Source organism: Lonsdalea populi (assembly GCF_015999465.1).
Classification (GTDB): domain Bacteria; phylum Pseudomonadota; class Gammaproteobacteria; order Enterobacterales; family Enterobacteriaceae; genus Lonsdalea; species Lonsdalea populi.
In genome coordinates, this window is the sequence record NZ_CP065534.1 from 2822744 (window position 1) to 2838476 (window position 15733).

Annotated in this window: 14 protein-coding genes; 4 read left to right on the forward strand and 10 right to left on the reverse strand. The window is 49.2% G+C overall.

Translation table 11 applies throughout. From position 1 onward, the window contains the following. Positions 1-17: 17 nt before the first annotated feature. From I6N93_RS12360 to I6N93_RS12370, 3 genes are read left to right on the forward strand one after another with little or no spacing between them, the layout of a single operon-like run. The gene (locus I6N93_RS12360) at positions 18-566 is read left to right on the forward strand and encodes a recombinase family protein (protein ID WP_085690065.1); all 549 of its coding nucleotides are present in this window, start codon (positions 18-20) and stop codon (positions 564-566) included. Positions 567-589: 23 nt separating this feature from the next. Then, on the forward strand, positions 590-1927 hold the full coding sequence (locus I6N93_RS12365; protein ID WP_176222579.1) for a hypothetical protein: 1338 nt from the start codon (positions 590-592) through the stop codon (positions 1925-1927). Between the two features lie 51 nt (positions 1928-1978). After that, positions 1979-2884, forward strand: a complete 906-nt coding sequence (locus I6N93_RS12370) for a DNA adenine methylase (protein ID WP_085690063.1) — start codon at positions 1979-1981, stop codon at positions 2882-2884. Between the two features lie 410 nt (positions 2885-3294). On the opposite strand, the gene I6N93_RS12375 is transcribed toward I6N93_RS12370, so the two are convergent. The 9 genes from I6N93_RS12375 to I6N93_RS12415 form a co-directional block, all read right to left on the reverse strand. Then, positions 3295-4293, reverse strand: coding sequence for an Abi family protein (locus I6N93_RS12375; protein ID WP_085690062.1), 999 nt, complete (start codon positions 4291-4293; stop codon positions 3295-3297). Positions 4294-4669: 376 nt separating this feature from the next. Next, the gene (locus I6N93_RS12380) at positions 4670-5884 is read right to left on the reverse strand and encodes an STY4528 family pathogenicity island replication protein (protein ID WP_232100021.1); all 1215 of its coding nucleotides are present in this window, start codon (positions 5882-5884) and stop codon (positions 4670-4672) included. Positions 5885-6089: 205 nt separating this feature from the next. Continuing rightward, entirely contained in the window at positions 6090-6353 is a 264-nt protein-coding gene (locus tag I6N93_RS12385) for a ParE family toxin-like protein (RefSeq protein WP_085690058.1), read from the reverse strand. Next, on the reverse strand, positions 6350-6973 hold the full coding sequence (locus I6N93_RS12390; protein WP_085690056.1) for a DUF2857 domain-containing protein: 624 nt from the start codon (positions 6971-6973) through the stop codon (positions 6350-6352). The genes I6N93_RS12385 and I6N93_RS12390 overlap by 4 nt, the downstream gene beginning before the upstream one ends. Continuing rightward, positions 6970-7740 (reverse strand): DUF2786 domain-containing protein, encoded by a 771-nt coding sequence (locus I6N93_RS12395; protein WP_232100022.1) that lies wholly within the window; start codon positions 7738-7740, stop codon positions 6970-6972. Before I6N93_RS12395 ends, I6N93_RS12390 begins: the two co-directional genes overlap by 4 nt. Further along, complete coding sequence (locus I6N93_RS12400; RefSeq protein WP_085690054.1) at positions 7740-9506, reverse strand: ParB family protein; 1767 nt, start codon at positions 9504-9506, stop codon at positions 7740-7742. Before I6N93_RS12400 ends, I6N93_RS12395 begins: the two co-directional genes overlap by 1 nt. 2 nt (positions 9507-9508) lie before the next feature. Next, a complete protein-coding gene (gene dnaB-PI / locus I6N93_RS12405) occupies positions 9509-10879 on the reverse strand; it encodes an SPI-7-type island replicative DNA helicase (protein WP_373853834.1) in 1371 nt (456 codons plus the stop codon). Beyond that, a complete protein-coding gene (locus I6N93_RS12410; protein ID WP_176222578.1) occupies positions 10872-11426 on the reverse strand; it encodes a hypothetical protein in 555 nt (184 codons plus the stop codon). Before I6N93_RS12410 ends, dnaB-PI begins: the two co-directional genes overlap by 8 nt. Further along, a complete protein-coding gene (locus tag I6N93_RS12415) occupies positions 11423-12349 on the reverse strand; it encodes a ParA family protein (protein ID WP_085690050.1) in 927 nt (308 codons plus the stop codon). Before I6N93_RS12415 ends, I6N93_RS12410 begins: the two co-directional genes overlap by 4 nt. A gap of 295 nt (positions 12350-12644) precedes the next feature. On the opposite strand from I6N93_RS12415, the gene I6N93_RS12420 reads away from it, so the two are divergent. Beyond that, entirely contained in the window at positions 12645-13913 is a 1269-nt protein-coding gene (locus I6N93_RS12420) for a tyrosine-type recombinase/integrase (RefSeq protein ID WP_085690048.1), read from the forward strand. Positions 13914-14335: 422 nt separating this feature from the next. Here the strand turns inward: I6N93_RS12420 and I6N93_RS12425 are convergent, their stop codons facing one another. Next, on the reverse strand, positions 14336-15205 hold the full coding sequence (locus tag I6N93_RS12425; protein WP_085690073.1) for an integrase domain-containing protein: 870 nt from the start codon (positions 15203-15205) through the stop codon (positions 14336-14338). Positions 15206-15733 lie beyond the last annotated feature (528 nt).

Sequence of the window (15733 nt, forward strand, 5' to 3'; positions counted from 1 at the left end):
ATATTGGAGACATTTTTATGCGGCTTTTTGGCTATGCGCGGGTCTCAACCAGCCAACAGTCTCTCGACATTCAGATCAAGGCACTTAAAGACGCTGGCGTGAAAACAAATCGAATCTTTTGTGACAAAGCATCCGGGAGCCATACCGACAGAAAAGGTCTGGATCTACTTCGTATGAAGGTTGAAGAAGGCGATACCATTCTGATTAAGAAACTAGACAGGCTTGGTCGTGATACCGCTGACATGATTCAGTTGATTAAAGAATTTGATCAAATGGGGGTCGCGATTAAGTTTCTTGACGATGGTATTGGGACTGAAGGCGATATGGGCAAAATGGTCGTTACTATTTTGTCTGCAGTAGCTCAGGCTGAGCGACAACGTATACTTGAACGAACGAATGAAGGCCGTCTTGAAGCCAAAGTGAAAGGTATCAAATTTGGGCGGAAAAGGACGGTCAACAGGGAACAGGTGCAAATCTTACGTGATCAGGGGATTGGCGCTACAGAAATTTCGCGAAAGATGAATGTTGCACGTTCAACAGTGTATAAAATATTAGAGAATAAATAGTAGTATTTTACTCTGGAGGTGGTATGAAACGTATTTCAGTTAATGTTTTAGATTTATATTTAGACAGCAAAAATCCTCGGCACGACCCTATTAATAATCGAATGGAAATAATTAATTACCTTGTTCAAAATGAAAAGGTGAAGGTACTGGCTAAAAGTATAGCCGAGAATGGAACAAGTCCACTGGAATCACTGGCTGTGATGGAGGACGACAGTGGACACTTTATCGCACTTGAGGGAAACCGGCGGGTTTGCGCATTAACCCTGCTGAATGATCCTGATTTATGTCCAGAAAATGAGAGATCTTATTTCAGAAAACTCGCTGAAGACAACGATATCATTCAGGATTCGGTTGAATGTATATTGTTCCCGAACAGAGAGGATGCAAATAAATGGATCGAATTGCGTCATAATGGGGAACAGGATGGCGCAGGACTTCTTACCTGGAATGCAACTCAAAAAACAAGACATTTTGGCTCGTCCGATAATACATTAGCGTTAAAATTATTAGATTATGCTGAAACTAAAGGATTTATTTCGAAGCAAAAACGTGATGGTATTCTGACTACAGCATCGAGGTTCTTAGGTAATCCTGTATTCAGATCAACTATGGGAATTAAAACGGGACGTTCAGAACCCAATGTGATGATTGACGTCCCGAGAGATGAGTTTGATAAAGTTCTTGAACGATTCATTAATGATTTAATAAACAGTGAAAGTAATGTCACATCAAGATCAAAGAAAGAAGACTGGGAAAATTACGCGAAACAACTGAGGTCGGAAGGAGTTGCACCTAAAGGACATTGTGAACCATCAGTTCTTTTTAGCGCGGAAAATAGCAAGAATGCCAGTAAAGACAGCACCCTAAGCAAAAAGGGAAAAAACAATCAAAGCCCCAATAACAGAAAATACATTATACCTTCTGATTTCAAGGTGAATATTCCTGACCCTATATTAAAAAGAGTATTTGATGAACTTAGATCACTTGAATGCTCAGAGTACACTCTGGCATCTTCGGTTGTATGCAGAACATTCATGGAAAATATATACGCATTAACCTATGAAAAAATTTATGGAAACTACCCAGAAGGGATGGCTGAACATGTTGTTATGGAAAAAATAATAAATAAGATAGAAGAAGATAAAAGTAACCTCACTAAAAATGAAAAAAAAGCACTCGAAGCTCTGAAAAGAGTTAAGACTGATACTACGAATCCATTATCTCCAAAAACGCTTGGAGCAAATGCCCATGCTGGTTTCTATCCGGATCCAACGGCGTTGAAAGTCCACTGGGATAACATTTCACATATCCTGTTGTTTATGTTGAACAAAATATTCAACGCTAGCTCTGGCCATAAGTAATCAACTGTTCTATAATAAATTGGTATGAATTTATTTTCACAGGGAAAGACCATGTCAGCAACTCCGTCACCATTACGATATCCAGGAGGGAAGGCCGCAATCCAAGATATGATTTCGGCTATAATTTGTTCAAACAACCTTACTGGCGGACACTATGCAGAACCCTACGCTGGAGGTGGCGGACTTGCTTTGTCATTATTATTCAAACAATATGTACATGAAATACACTTAAATGATCTTGATCGTTCAGTCTGGTCATTCTGGCATAGCATACTTAATAATACAGAACAGTTCATTGATAAAATAATGACAACGTCTGTTACTATAGAAGAATGGCATAAGCAGAGGGATGTGCAGAATAACAGGGATAGTTATAACGATTTTGAATTGGGATTTTCTTCATTCTTTCTTAACAGAACTAATCGTTCTGGTATTATTTTGAAAGCTGGAGTTATCGGTGGTTTAGAACAAAAAAGCAAGTACTCCTTAGATTGTAGATTCAACAAGAAAGGATTAGTAGACAGGATTAAAAGAGTAGAAAAGTACAAACATAGAATCCATTTGTATAATCAGGATGCAATTGATTTTATGAACGACATTGACACTAGAATGCCAAAAAATTCAATGTTTTGTATCGATCCCCCTTACTTTGATAAAGGTTCATTGCTTTATACTAACTTTTATAATGTTGATGATCATAAAAAGGTGTCTGACGCAATTTTAAAACTAAAGCATCCATGGCTTTTAACTTATGATAATGCACCAGAAATTAACGATCTATATAGGAATTGTAATCGCTATACATATCCATTGAATTATTCTGCTGCAAGGAAAAGAGTTGGAACAGAATTACTTGTAACTCAAGATGGTATATTTATTCCAGATAATTTAGGAATTACAAGAATTGTCAAGAAGGAAAAAATAGTGAACACGGGTGAAGTCATAATATCAAGTTAACATGCAAACAGCCATTGAGACACTTGTTATCATTATGGCAATGAGAGTGCAGTATAACCCCTTCGAAGGATCTCGGCAGGATCCTTTAGCTTTACTTTGCCACAAACGCTTAACGTGAGTTTTCGTTCCATTGAGCGTCAGACCCCGAGACCAGCTCGGTTTAATATCTTGCAGTAGCATGCCCGGCAAAATCTGCGAGCAACACGACTATTCAAATCTCTTTTTGGTATGTGAAGAGAAGTCTAAAAAGCAAGATGCTCATTTTTTAATCTTGTTGGCACTGCCAATAAGCTCACTTTTTAACCATTAATGAGTATCCTGAGTGATACCAGATACTCGTTCTATTCAGTACATTGCAGATCGCTGGCTCTGCAGCCTGGTGAAATAGCCGCCAAGGGCAGGATCTGAGCTCACATACGGATAAAATCAGGGCCAATAATGGCAATGATACGTGTACGATTTGTCAGTCTTACGATCTTTTGCTGGCTGAGTTCCCGTAGCAATCTTCTGACTTCTTTACTTCGTCTGATATTCAGGCCGTTCACCAGTTGTTTGCGACTAATGAAACTAAGCAGCCCCTCCTGAGTAGCCAGCGTTTCAAAACGAATATGGTGGCCTTCAGCCAAGAATGCGGAATGGCGTGCCGGGCTGAGCCAGTACAATGCCTCCAGCATATCATTCCAGGCTCTGCGCAGCAGTTGTAGTGAAGCATTCAGTCCGTATACCGGTCGGTTATAATCTGGCGCGCCGGTAAGTGGATTTTCTTCCTGAAATTTCCATATGGCTTCATGGTGGGCAAGACGATTACGCAGATCACGTATACGAGTAAATTTTTTTTCCAGAATATGACGTCCCGTTTTGGCTGATGCACCAGGAAAGACCTCCGGTAGCAACTGAGGCCACAGCAGAGAACGGTTTCGGGGCTCATTATAATTACTCGTCAGGAAATTGGTCCAAAAACCAAAATCCAGTCCAGAAATCACCCGTTCCGCAGTGGGTTGTTTACCTGCATCTTTGATCCGCTTTGATACCTTCCGAATACAATCTTCTTCCCAGGCTGTTCTGTCATAAACAGGCTTTTTATCACGATGAATAATCTGACCACGGGCATTTTTCTTAAATCGTTTTCCCTGACGGATCAAAACTTTATCACCAATATAACGGGGCAAATCAAAGATCCAGTTGGCATCCGTGCGCCAATGACCCACAGCCCCGGGCATAGGATGATGGCGAATGCTGTAATCGATGGCATTGCGCAGCGTCACTTCAAGACACTGCATAAGTGGCTGCATTGCACTGGCAATTGCCTTGTTCCAGTTATATCCACCCAGTTCTTCACCTGGCTTAAGCTTCAGCACATCGGCGTAAATTTTTAGCCGCTCGGCCGAGATATAATCTTCCAACTGCATTCTGCCCTCCCAGGCTCTTAGGTTGGAACAAAGTTGACGTGCGCACCGAATACTGATAGATTTTCCACATCAAGGCGCGGATTTCTTCGGACCCGTGCGTATAAGTTAGTATCGGAAAAGCCACCTTAGGGTGGCTTTTCTCGTTCTGAAAGAGAGTATATCCCCGGCTGTCTATTCCGGAAGAATCGCCTACAAACTCTCCGCCAAGTTACCAACTGGCAATACGCCGTTCAGACATAGCATAAAACGGAACAAGTTAAGCTCGCCAGTTCCAAAACGCAATGAACGGGAAGCGCTTCTGAGCACAGTGCTCATTTTTTAATCTTGTTGGCACTGCCAGCACGGTCATTTTTCATACAGCCGTACTAAACCCCACTCATTTTCTAATTTTGGCTCGAGCCATTTCCTGACGTAATTTGGCCACAACACCACTGACATGTTCCCGTGAGGCTGCTTGAGGACGAACGGGTTGCGTTGATGTTGACATAGGCGCCGGGCGTGATGCCGAACGCATTGCTTTAGGTTTGGCCGGGTGGGAAGATTTTCCTGCTGTGAACAATTGGCCATTCCGGGCGCGTTTTATCACCGTCAGCAGCCAGGCAGTCGGGTTATTCAGGTTTCCTCGGGCCATCGTCTGAACAAGGCTATCCAGTACTAGCCGGGCAGCTTCAGCAGGCAATGCGCAAAGCTGAGCAGTGATCTGCCTGTGGTCATCCTCAGCCATGCTGCGTTGCAGTTCGGCTGGTAGTTCTGGTACGTACGTTTTTTTATTCACACTGTGTGTGAAATTACGTACGTTATAGTTCGGTTTGGTTGAATCCTTGTAAGTAACTGATTCCAGAATAAGTTCGGAAAACGAACTCTGTATTCCATTACCCGTTTCATGACTGAGTTCGGTATCCGAACTGCGCTTAAATTGGCTAAGTTCGGCATCCGAACCGGGGGGATTATTACCGGGTTCGGTTATAGAACCATGGGAAATAGGCTCCCTGATGGACACGCGGTTCGCCATTTGCTGAGGCGTTTGCGGCGCTCCCAATCGTTCAACGATAGCTGCCATCTGCGAATGCTGATGACGCATTGTCGGGTCATTTTGGATATCGGACAACACTGACCAGGCCGTTTGATTCACTGTACAGTTTTTATGCTCACAGGCCGCAGCCAGCGTATCAAGCCAGGTCGGATCTAATGTCTCGGCATCACGGGCTGATAATGGTTCATCGTGTTGCGCATAGATGTTTCCCCGCACACGACCTTTATCGTCACGAACACGGCGACACAGGCTGAGCCAGCCGGTAAGGCGTAACATCAACAAAACGCGACTAACGGTCTCACGGGATGCTTTGCCGTTCAATGGAGAAGCAAGCTGCAACTGTAATTCATCATAAGTCGGAAAAACGGCCCCCTGATTCTGTTGCGCATACAGACGGATCATTATCCACGCCGTTTTATCCAGTGGCGATAAACGCGTGTCCAACAATAATCGGCGGGGTATGGAATCATGCACATTGCCCATATAGAGCAGGCCACTACGCAGATTCGTAACATCGGCGCTACCCGTGTGTTTTTCCGAGCTTATTCGCTCCGCCATTCGGGCATTCATTTGCGCCAGTGTAAAGGAGATCAGGCTATCATCAGGTATTCAAGTTGTAGTCATGGATTTAGCGGATCCTTAATCACGCGCCCTGCGCCAACAAATATGGCGAAGGAGTCAAACGGTAATTGTGCAGCCAATGCTGCACATGGCTAAAGGCTCTCAGTCCTGTACCCGGTACCCAGGCACAGGGTGAATGTCGTCACTTCCAAATTTCATTGTTGTAGCGTTCGTGGGTGAGTAACTCCCAGTCTGCGCCACTGTTACGGCTTAACAGTCGCCAGGTGGCCCCGACATTAATCTTCATCCAGGCACGCCCTGGGGCATGCTTACCTTTTACATGGATATTTTTGTAATTCCGCTCGCCGCGGCGAAACTGCTGAACCAGCGCTTTCGCTTTTTTCTGGCAAGATGGCGGAGCAGAACGAGGGGCCTGCAAACCGGGCATCAAGATCATGGGTTTCATGCCGGCCTCCTCACCGTTCCTCTCTCGGCACGATTACGGACCGCCTGAATGGCTTTTTTGGCCGTGTTGGTATGAGGTACATCGAAGCCGCGTACCGCGTGCCACACAGCCGTGAGTGACACATCCATTTGCTCGGCGGCCAGCATCATGACATCCAGACCATCCGCGCTAGAGGGATCGTCAATACCTGACTTTTGCCACTGGCGCCACAGCGTCGCATTTTCTTCATCACTGAGTGCGGCGCAACGCCCCTGGCGGATGCTAATTCCGGTCATACGCCGACGCGCGGCGACTTCAACCGTCGTCAACCCAAAATAGTGCTGCATCATCTCAATAGAACCACCCAGCGCCAGGGCACGGTCAATACGTTGCATACGTTGTTGCTCGCGATGCGCATGCTGCAGCATCAATGAGAAGTTTTCATGGTGGATTTGAAATGTCAGTACCGATACCGGGCTGTTCAGCAGATAATGCAGATCTTCAACAGTTAAGCCATGCAGCAGTTGCATTTCCTCTGTGGTCAGTCCCAGAGACTCACAACGGCGTATATAGCCGGACTTCAACTCCATAACCAACTGCGTTAACAAGCTGTTGGTCGCCTGAGATAAGCTGTTACTCATCGTTGGTTCCCCCCCAGATATTCAGCCACCGGGCTCAAAGCAGTGAATGGCAAAAAAATAAAGCGGTAAGATAAGCAGGTCAGAAAAACAGGAGCCAGGGAAGGGTTACCCGTTGGCGATAATTGAATGCGCATCACTGAACCTCCCGCCGATGACCAAGCGCGACAGGTCTTGAGTGCGCGTGTTTGTAACTCGCCCATTCTCTGATTCTCCATCCATGACACCATCAACTGGCGTTCCTGTTCAGAAACCCGAAACGTTGTAATGACCTGCCGAACGCCCAGAACCCATCCGGCCCGAAATTGCTCAGCTCGCGCACGGCGCGTAGTCAGTTTCAAACGCTTGTTCTGGGTTTTCAAATAGGCTGAAGTGGCATCTTTCAGCTGACGGCTAAGCACATCAAACGCATAAGCGGCAACAGCCGGGCGTCCGCTAAAACCATAGAACGTCACATTACGGCGATACCCGGACGGGGTTTCTCGCCAGGAGAAATACAGGCGACACCCAAAGGCATGGCAAACGGCCCATGCCAGACTGGACATCCACTCGGGGAGTTTGCTCTTAGCCTCTGACGGCGCTCCCTGACTTGGGGCCTGCTGTATTGATGAAAGGCTCGCATCCAGCTCACTGATACCGTATTTTTCCATCAGTTTTTGCGCCCGGGCCAACGCCAGACCAGCCTCATGAGCATTGCTGTTGCTACGAGCCAGCTCAAGAAGTTTACGAACCAGTTTCACCAGGCGTTCTTGTCGTTGCGAAGAACTCATCAGCTATTATCCTCCGTTGCAGGTACGTCACGCTGCAGCTCGCGCAGACGACGCATAACCCGGATAAGGCGCATCAGCTTGACGGCGTGAATGTCGTCAAGCAGCGGTAAGTCAGCAGCCCTCTCCGTTCCGATTAACACATCACCCAGTGAACAACCGTCATGGTCGATGTTGTCGGCGCCGGCAAGAGAAAGCAGAAAAACAGTAAAAGGGGAGGGTCGTTCAATACACCCGGCCGCCAGATGCAGATCGACCAACTCATAGCCGGCCGCGTACAATCCGGATCTGTCAGCTTTGATTTCAGCTTCGCACCCCGCGACTTCGGCCAGTTCGAAAGCCAGACGGAACGTCATTACCTGCAGATGTTCAATATCATCCTGCAGTGTTGGAATGGCCCAGATAGTGCCGACAGGCTCCAGACCTATTTCAGCAAAAGCAACCTCAGAATGTTCGGTATTATCTTGTTGTGGCTCCATGACCAAGTGCGGGGGCTGGAATAGAGAACGCGTTAATACCTCATCGTTGTCCGGTAAGGGGGCACTCCCTGAGGCACTTCCGGTTTCACCAGAGAGTATCGCCGGCGCACCGTATAAATCAGGCTGGGTCTCTACACGCGTCGTATTGAAAGAAGGAGCCGGTGTCTCTTCCTGCTGTTCCTCCGAAGTGTTGTCCTGCTTGCCCTCTGAATCAAACAAAGCGCTACCCAGGGCTGTCGGCGCAATATTCTGATCGCCCGGATGTTCAGCTACGTCCGGCGGTAATTGACTGCTTTTCTCCTCAGGAGATCCCTCTGATGACAAGGAATCATCAATTTCTAAAGATTGTACCGATAATGATGTTGGTTCCCCCAAATGCTTACGCCGATTTTGTTCCTTTGGATCGAGTTCCAGTAACCAACGGTCATAGTTGAGCGAGGGATGTGGCAGTGCTTCTACGAGAGCACCAATCAACTCGTCACGGAACATATCCAGTGAATACATTTCAGGAGCGTCAAAATGACGGCAAACGGCAGCAAATACTTCATCAAAAGAGCGCGTTGTGGAAACATCATTAGCAAAGAATTTCCAGGTTTTTTCAGCGTCACTACGCAGGGAAAGCAACTGCCTGATTTGCGGCGCCCCCAGCCCTGATTCAAGTAGTGCCGGCATGGATGGATACAGATACTTCACCGTATCTTCCATTCGGCTGATCCCCGAGAAATGCACCGGATAACCTTCCTCAGCAAGTAAGGAAGAAAGCTCCCGGAGAGTGACGCACTTACCCAATTGCTCTTCATAAATAGAGCGAGCCTTTCTGATACCCAGCGCTTTTTCAATAAAACTCAGGTCGCCACGCACGTCATTTTCGGCCAGATGTCCAATGACACAGGACAAACGGCCCGGCCACGGTTTGAACAAACAAGGAAAACGGTAAAAACGCTTTTCCCCGGTTTCCTGCCACAGTTCGCACAGGATTTGGTAGCGGGTGTTGCCACCATCACTGAAGATATAAACCTGCGAACCGGCTTCCGGATCCCGGGTAACTTTTGGCACAGTGTCCAACCCTCTGGCCTGAATAGAAGCTTTGATTTCCTCATATTTAGGGTTACGGGAAGTCCGGGGATTGTCCGGGTTGGGCGCCAGTTCATCCAAAGTCAGCACCATCGGTAGTTCACTAACAGGAAGCGGAGTGACTGAGGTTGTTTCAGGCTGCGTGCCCAACGCAGTTTTACCCTGTTGCAATAATGCGCTGCTAAGATCGAGTACCTTGTTTTTTGAACGCGCCATACTCATGCCCTCCCTGCGCCAGCATATTGCCCGTCAGGGAGATCGCTGAAAGCGGTATATTGTCCTTCAAACTTAACGCGGATGGTGCCGGTAGCCCCCTGGCGCTGTTTGCCAATGATGATTTCGGCAATACCCACATCCTGCGTGTCGGCGTCATACACCTCGTCACGGTAAACAAAAGCAATGACGTCAGCATCCTGCTCCAGCGCGCCAGAATCACGAAGGTCGCCGTTAAACGGGCGTTTATCCGCTCGGCTCTCCAATTGACGATTCAGTTGAGACAACGCTACCACCGGGCAGTCCAGCTCTTTGGCCAGCGCTTTGAGACTCCGTGAGATCTCAGAGATTTCCTGCGTACGGTTTTCCTGACCTGGGCAACGCATCAGTTGCAGATAGTCCACCATGATAAGGCCCGGCCGGCCATAAAGGCGGGTATAGCGTCGTGCGCGTGAACGCAGCAAGGCTGGTGTCTGGTAGCTTTCATCATCAATGATTAAGCGATCTTCCCAGGGCGTCATTTCCGCGACAGCCTGGCTGATCCGTGCCCAGTCTTCATCATCCAGTTGACCACTGCGCAGCCGTGCTAACGCTACCCGTCCCAGCATCGAAACAAGCCGTTGCAGCAACTGTGCTCGCGGCATCTCAAGGCTAAAACAAAATGCCGGCTTACTGGAGTCTCGAAGTGCGCCGGCGCAGAATGAGAGACCCAGAGAGGTTTTCCCCATGGAAGGACGTGCAGCGAGTAAAATGAGGTCGCCGCCCTGCAAGCCACAGGTAATCGCATCCAGTCTGGCGAAACCGGTCGGCGTTCCGGTAATGCCATTACCACCGTTAACCATTTCCAGATGACTGGCCAGCGATTCAAGACCGGTAATCAGACTCACATTTTGCTGTGTTTGTGTCTGTTCTGACAGTTGGAACAATTGCTGTTCCGCCCGTGCGGTCAGTACGGCCGCATCGGCACGGGGAACGACTGCTTCGGCGCTTAATTCACGCCCTAACTGGAGAAGTCCACGCAGCCTGCTACGCTCAGCAACAATATTGGCATAGGCAACAATGTTGGCCGCACTCGGCGTGTTTTTTGCCATTTCAGCTAGATAGGCAAATCCACCAACCGATTCAATAGCTGTGTTTTGCTCCAACGAATCGGATAAAGTAATCAGATCGATTGGCTGCTGGCTGGCCATAAGTTGCACCATCGCCTGAAAAATCCGGCGGTGTGCCGGCAGATAAAAATCGGTATCCCGGATCAGCGGCAGCACATCATCCCAGCGATCGTTATCCAGCATCAACCCGCCGATCACAGCTTGCTCGGCATCAGCGGAATAAGGTACGTTTACGGTTTGTTCTGACACGGCTCGCCCCTTAGTCATGATCATCAGTGAGTGGATGATTCAGAAAAAAATCACAAGACGAACACACACCCAACCCCGTTTCACGGTTGACTTTGAGCCAGCAACAAGCGTTTCGGTTTTCGTCGACACAGGCATGGCTGTCTGTACAACCACACCCGACACAGGTGGCTTCCTGTTCAACCGCTACCGATAAGGCGCCAATTTCATGAAGCGCTGTGGTTAATATTGCGCGTAGCGCCGCTGAGGCGACCAGGATGAGGGGAGCATTATCATAGATTGCGCCTCCTCCAGCTTGATGGCTCCAGCCGACCTCCAGCAGAGGGGCTCCAGGTGAAGAAAGAGCGCCCAACGCCTGCTCGCGGAGTTCTTCTTCGCTATCAAGGTTATAGAAATCAATAAATCCGCGGGAAACGCCCCATTCCAAAGACAATCGCTGGTATAACAACTCTTTGGCGGTTTCGTAGTCGGGAGCGTCAACAAACGCAAAAATCTCTTCACATAAGCGAAGGGGATCGGTACTGCTGGCAACGGCACGCCACAACCGGTTTTGGTTATTTTTGCTCATGCCAGCACCTCCTTGTTCCCCATCAGAAGTGAGTCAAAGTCAGGCTTCCAATACGGAAACAACTCGCAGGCCAGATGATGCATAGTAACAGCAGCGGCCTGAGTGGATGTGCGTGTCGTCGTTCTTTCAAGACGGTGAACCGGCTGGCCGCAGGCGTGCCCCATTTTGTAGATTTCTAATTTTGGGATCAGGGTATTAAGGAGAGAGACGTTGAATGCGTCTGCCCGGGGATATAGGCCGTTGGTGATAATGTTGTTCAAGCTTTCCAGCGTTTGCTGGTCAAGGTTCGTAAATTCCATGCAGTTGGTCAGAATACGAATGCGTGGTAATGAAATCCCGTAGCAGGTCAGCGGTAATAGCCCTTCCATCAACCCCAGGGTGCCACGCAAGAACTCACGAGTATCCGGTAATATAGGTTTGATAACACCTACCGAAAATTCAGTGCTGGCAAGTAAGATAAGCTCCAGCATCACTGAAGCCGCGCCTTTAGAATCGATGATAATGACGTCATAGCCCTGAAACAAAGGATGCTGCAGCACATTGCGCAGACGCATACGACCATCAGGCGCGTGAAGCATGGCAGAAGACAGGCGGTCATGCGGATCGTTAGAAACAATAATGTCCAGATTTGGGATGACTGACCGTGAAACGATATGTTCAGGCTGATTGAGATCGACTGACTTCATCAACAATTCGTACAGGCCGCTGGGTGCCTCGTATTCCAGGGCGAATATACTACTTGCGGTAGGTTGAGAGTGGTCACCATCAATGAGGAGAGTCTTTTTACCCGCATCCGCCAGAAAACCGGCGAGGTTGGCACTTTGTGTCGATTTTCCTTCGCCGCCTTTGGTTGAGACCATAGGGACGATTTGCGGCCGGGTACTGGCAGAAGCTTCAGTGGCTTTAGTAACGATATTTTCCATGTGTACACTCGAATAAATTATTCGATGCGTACAGGGTCTACGGTACTATTTACACACTGCGATATATTAACTTGCTAACGACGAGAGGATTGAAAATCCCCGTGTCCTTGGTTCGATTCCGAGTCCGGGCACCACTATTCTTTTTCTATGCTTCCTTATGAATTCTTATATTGTTGAAATTCAATAGGTTGGCGTAAAAAATATTTCCGATACGTATTGATTTATCCCTTCGTATCTGGAAAATTTGGGGTCAGATTGCGGGTCATTCAGTTCGATGAACGGGAGTGACCCTCACATGTTAACTGACAGCAAAGTCCGATCCGCGAAACCTCTCGCAAAACCCTATAAGCTCACTGATTCGCAAGGCCTGTACCTCACGGTATCCACCAGCGGCGCTAAGCTATGGTATTTCCGCTATCGCTTCGGCGGTAAAGAAAGCCGTCTGGCCTTTGGCCCCTATCCTCAGACTACGCTGGCGGAAGCCCGTGAAAAGCGCGATGCAGCACGTAAGCTGCTGGCATCCGGCATTAGTCCCTCTCAGCTTCGTAAATCGAACAACCCCGCCGTTGAAGAATCCCGCACCTTTCAGTATGTCACAATGGCGTGGCACACCAGCAGCCTCAAGCTCTGGTCGGACGTGCACGCCGATAAAATCCTCACCTGCCTGAAACGCTACGTTTTCCCCGCTATTGGTTCAATGGACATCGCTCAGGTTGAAACCCGACATTTGGCACAGTTGGTTAAGGCCATTAACGACAAAGGTGTGCATGACGTCGCCGGACGGGTGCGCCAGCATCTGACCAAAATCATGCGCCACGCCGTCCAGCAGGGCGTGATTAAATATAATCCGGCTTACGATTTGGATGGCGTCGTGACCCCGGTGGTGACCCAACATCACCCCGCCCTGCCGCTAAAACGCCTGCCTGAACTGCTGGAGAAGATGGAGAACTACAAAGGCCGGATGCTCACCCGTCTGGCACTGGAGCTGAATCTGCATGTTTTCCTGCGCTCCAGTGAACTACGTTTTGCCCGCTGGGATGAATTCAACCTGAAGGCGCATATCTGGAGCGTACCCGCCCAGCGCGAAGCGGTAGACGGCGTGCGGTTCTCAGAACGTGGCGCAAAGATGAAGGATGAACATCTGGTGCCGCTGTCACGTCAGGCGGTCACCCTGCTGAAACAGATTCAGGCGCTTTCCGGCGAGTCGGTCTTCGTTTTTCCCGGCGCACATACCCTGAACAAGCCAATGAGTGAAAACACCATCAACAAGGCGCTGCGCGTGATTGGCTACGACACCAAAACCGAAATCTGCGGCCACGGTTTCAGAACCATGGCCTGTAGCGCCCTGAACGAGTCCGGGCGCTGGTCAAAGGATGCCATTGAGCGGCAGATGAGCCACAAGGAGCGCAACGGCGTGCGGGCGGCTTATGTACATAAAGCGGAGCATCTGGAAGCCAGAATCGAAATGATGCAATGGTGGTCGGACTATCTGGACGTAAACCGCGAAGGATATGTCGCGCCGTATATTTATGCGCGACAGCATAAGGCCGCGGGTACAGCCTGACCGTTAATTCTCTGACAGGAGCAGATCCTGACGAGCGGGATCTGCTTCTTTGCTTTCTGAAAGGTTTTACCTTCGTATTTTTAACGATCAATCGGGGAACGCCTAAAATTATTCCGGCAGAATATTTTTAGGTCGTTACCTATCAATAAGGGTAATTTTTGAGGTAAAGCTTATCGTCATTGCGACGATAAAAATCTGCACCATAGGATGGTTGTCGGCCAACACGACACTGCGCCAGAACCCGATATTCCGGCTAACTGCACCAGATACCCTGCAGAACAAACAGCGAACTGCACCAGTGTCGACCTTTTCAGCCCTTTGACCCTTTCCGGTTTGGCGCTGTTACCCTTAGCGTCCCTTTCCCCTTTCCCCTTTCGGCCTTTTCCCTTTTGACTGCACCAGCACAAAAATCATCCTTCGCTTCAACGCCCATAGACCTGCGCCACATAACGCCCGCGCCCGTCGCCGTGGCCCAGATCCATCGCCGTCAGCGCCAGTGCCTCTTTTTCACTGAATCCCTGCGCCAGATAATGGCGGATAGCATCCTGCGCCCAGGCGTAACGCAATGAATGCGGGGAATATGCGCCAGTCAAGCCGATACGCAAAGCCTGACCGTGCCAATATTTCATCGCGCTTTTCAGGTCGGGCTTATCAATCAGCCTACCGTTGCGGCTCTCTGCCACAGCCAGCGCATTTTCCAACGCTTTTCTGACTGCGCCAGCGTCCAGAATTATTGTCTCGCGAGGCCGTCCGCCTTTGGTTCCAAAAACTACGGTCAGCCAGGACTCGCCACGCTCCAGCGCCTGTTTCCACGTTCTGAGCGATTGCGCGCACTGCACTGCTTCCTGCGAGCGTAATCCCATCAACCTTGAAAGCTCCAGCGCTGCCGCCATTCCGGCGTCTTTTGCGCGAGCGGTTTCCAGCACCTGCCGATAATGCTCCTTCGTAATGGCCTGCCGGGTGCCGTTGCGGAATGCTCCGGATAAGCCGAGAGATTTATTGGACAGCCGTTCACTGGTGGCTAATCGATCACGCCCTGCTTGCTTCAGCAGACAGCGGATCGCCGCCATTTCGTTTTGCAGACTGCGTTTCGTTATGTTCTGCGCCAGCCGTTCACGAATGTAACTATCAATATGCCGCGCTTTCAGTTGCTCCACCCGCCGGATCTGCACATTTTGCGCCAGTAAGCGCTCACAAAATCGCTGCGCCAGCGCCATACGGTCATGAACGGTTTTATGACTGCCACCCGCCTGCCGCGCCAGCGTTTTCATTTCCTGCTCCAGAAAACTCATTTTTTTCATTTCCCCCTTTCATGATTACCGCAACTCCAAAATCTGATACAACCTTCCCCGGCGCGTAGGCCGATAGCCCTGAATGATGGGTCGGGCTGCGAACGATACCTGAGCGCCGGGGCGGCAGCCGTTGAGGTGTTGCGGGGCTTCGGTTGTGCTCTCTGAGCAGCCGCCCGCCTGCGCGGGTTATCCCCCGGATCGTCCTGATCCCCCTCCGGTATCGGTTCATGTTCTCCTGTGAGTGAAAGTGGATTGAATTAAGGTGTCAGAATCCCGCCACACGCTGGCGCAGTGGAATTGTCTGGTGCAGTCAAAAGGCGCTGGTGCGTCACTTTCCCGCTTTGCGCGGTTAAAGTGACGCACTGGACTGGCGCAGTGATTAAAATTGAAATTCTGGTGCAGGATTGCGGCCACGCGGCAGGTCGCAGTTCATAAAGGTTAGAGGCGCTGATAATCAGCAGGTCCGGAAATGTCCGGCAGCGTTAAGCAGTGGCAATAAATTGTCGTGTGTAACGTATGACCCCGACC

Excerpts from the sequence above, each read along its gene's own strand:
- I6N93_RS12360 (WP_085690065.1), top strand. The coding sequence starts at position 18 with ATGCGGCTTTTTGGCTATGCGCGGGTCTCAACCAGCCAACAGTCTCTC.
- I6N93_RS12365 (WP_176222579.1), top strand. The coding sequence starts at position 590 with ATGAAACGTATTTCAGTTAATGTTTTAGATTTATATTTAGACAGCAAA.
- I6N93_RS12370 (WP_085690063.1), top strand. The coding sequence starts at position 1,979 with ATGTCAGCAACTCCGTCACCATTACGATATCCAGGAGGGAAGGCCGCA.
- I6N93_RS12375 (WP_085690062.1), bottom strand. The coding sequence starts at position 4,293 with ATGCAGTTGGAAGATTATATCTCGGCCGAGCGGCTAAAAATTTACGCC.
- I6N93_RS12380 (WP_232100021.1), bottom strand. The coding sequence starts at position 5,884 with ATGGCGGAGCGAATAAGCTCGGAAAAACACACGGGTAGCGCCGATGTT.
- I6N93_RS12385 (WP_085690058.1), bottom strand. The coding sequence starts at position 6,353 with ATGAAACCCATGATCTTGATGCCCGGTTTGCAGGCCCCTCGTTCTGCT.
- I6N93_RS12390 (WP_085690056.1), bottom strand. The coding sequence starts at position 6,973 with ATGAGTAACAGCTTATCTCAGGCGACCAACAGCTTGTTAACGCAGTTG.
- I6N93_RS12395 (WP_232100022.1), bottom strand. The coding sequence starts at position 7,740 with ATGAGTTCTTCGCAACGACAAGAACGCCTGGTGAAACTGGTTCGTAAA.
- I6N93_RS12400 (WP_085690054.1), bottom strand. The coding sequence starts at position 9,506 with ATGGCGCGTTCAAAAAACAAGGTACTCGATCTTAGCAGCGCATTATTG.
- dnaB-PI (WP_373853834.1), bottom strand. The coding sequence starts at position 10,879 with ATGACTAAGGGGCGAGCCGTGTCAGAACAAACCGTAAACGTACCTTAT.
- I6N93_RS12410 (WP_176222578.1), bottom strand. The coding sequence starts at position 11,426 with ATGAGCAAAAATAACCAAAACCGGTTGTGGCGTGCCGTTGCCAGCAGT.
- I6N93_RS12415 (WP_085690050.1), bottom strand. The coding sequence starts at position 12,349 with ATGGAAAATATCGTTACTAAAGCCACTGAAGCTTCTGCCAGTACCCGG.
- I6N93_RS12420 (WP_085690048.1), top strand. The coding sequence starts at position 12,645 with ATGTTAACTGACAGCAAAGTCCGATCCGCGAAACCTCTCGCAAAACCC.
- I6N93_RS12425 (WP_085690073.1), bottom strand. The coding sequence starts at position 15,205 with ATGAGTTTTCTGGAGCAGGAAATGAAAACGCTGGCGCGGCAGGCGGGT.